General features: G+C 53.9%; 1 protein-coding gene. It reads left to right on the top strand.

All coding sequences use genetic code 11. The annotated features are described in order from the left end of the window. Positions 1-162 precede the first annotated feature (162 nt). Complete coding sequence (locus GHO03_RS24550) at positions 163-858, top strand: replication initiation protein (protein ID WP_094995345.1); 696 nt, start codon at positions 163-165, stop codon at positions 856-858. Positions 859-1,045: the final 187 nt, after the last annotated feature.

Here is a 1,045-nt window from a genome sequence, read left to right as displayed (position 1 = left end):
CGGGTTAAAGAGGTACAGATTCCGGGTTAAAGAGGTACAGATTCCGGGTTAATGGGGTACAGATTCCGGGTATTATCCACATGATGGGTACAGGCACGCTTGCTTGTACCTGTACCTAATGAGAGAGTATCAGGTACAGATTCCGGGTAGAGGAAAGGGACGATGGAGCTAGTTGATAATCAGGTCACTCAGTCGAACAGACTGATTGAGTCATCACACACGCTGACGCTCAATGAGAAGCGCCTAATCTTGGCTGCGGCATCGATGATCGATCCACGTAAGCCGCTTCCCAAAGATGGATATTTCACCATCCGGGCCGACTCGTTTGCCGAGGTCTTTGGCCTCGATGTAAACAACGCTTACGAAGCTCTGAACGATGCCGCAAACCGGTTGTTTGAACGCGATATACGCCGCTATGCGAAGGGAAAAATAGTTGAGCGGATGCGCTGGGTTTTCCATGTGAAATACAAGGAGGGGCAGGGCTGCGTCGAGCTGGGTTTCTCTCCGACCGTATTGCCCCATCTGACCATGCTGAACAAGGAGTTCACCACCTACCAGCTTAAGCAGATCGGCAGCTTGTCCAGCTTCTACGCCATTCGGCTTTACGAACTGATGAGCCAGTTCCATAAGCTGGGTCAGCGGGAATGCAGCCTCGATCAGCTACGCCAGATGTTCGACCTGGGCGACAAATATCAGGACGTGAAAAACATGCGAGTACGGGTTCTAGACCCAGCCCTGAAAGAACTGAACGCAGGCACTGACCTGTCTGTAACGGCCGAGCCTCGCAGGCAGGGCCGCAAGGTCATCGGCTTCACTTTCACAATCAAGAAAGACGACCAGATGGCACTCTCGCTGTAAAGCCCAGTTTAAAGCCCTTGGCCTTTGCCTTTGCCAAGGCCCGGCTTGCCTTTCTGCAGGGCCTGACGCTCCCGCTTTTGGGCCAAAAGCTCCTGCTTCTTGGCCTCTTTCTCGCGCTGAACCTCATCACGGGCTTGCGGTAGTCGCGCCGCCCACTCTGGACGCTCCTTCTGGAGTGTCCTTTCGG

Source organism: Pseudomonas sp. FSL R10-1339 (assembly GCF_009600545.1).
GTDB lineage: Bacteria > Pseudomonadota > Gammaproteobacteria > Pseudomonadales > Pseudomonadaceae > Aquipseudomonas > Aquipseudomonas bubulae.
Note: the sequence above shows the minus strand (reverse complement) of the source record. Positions and strands in the feature narration are given on the sequence as shown.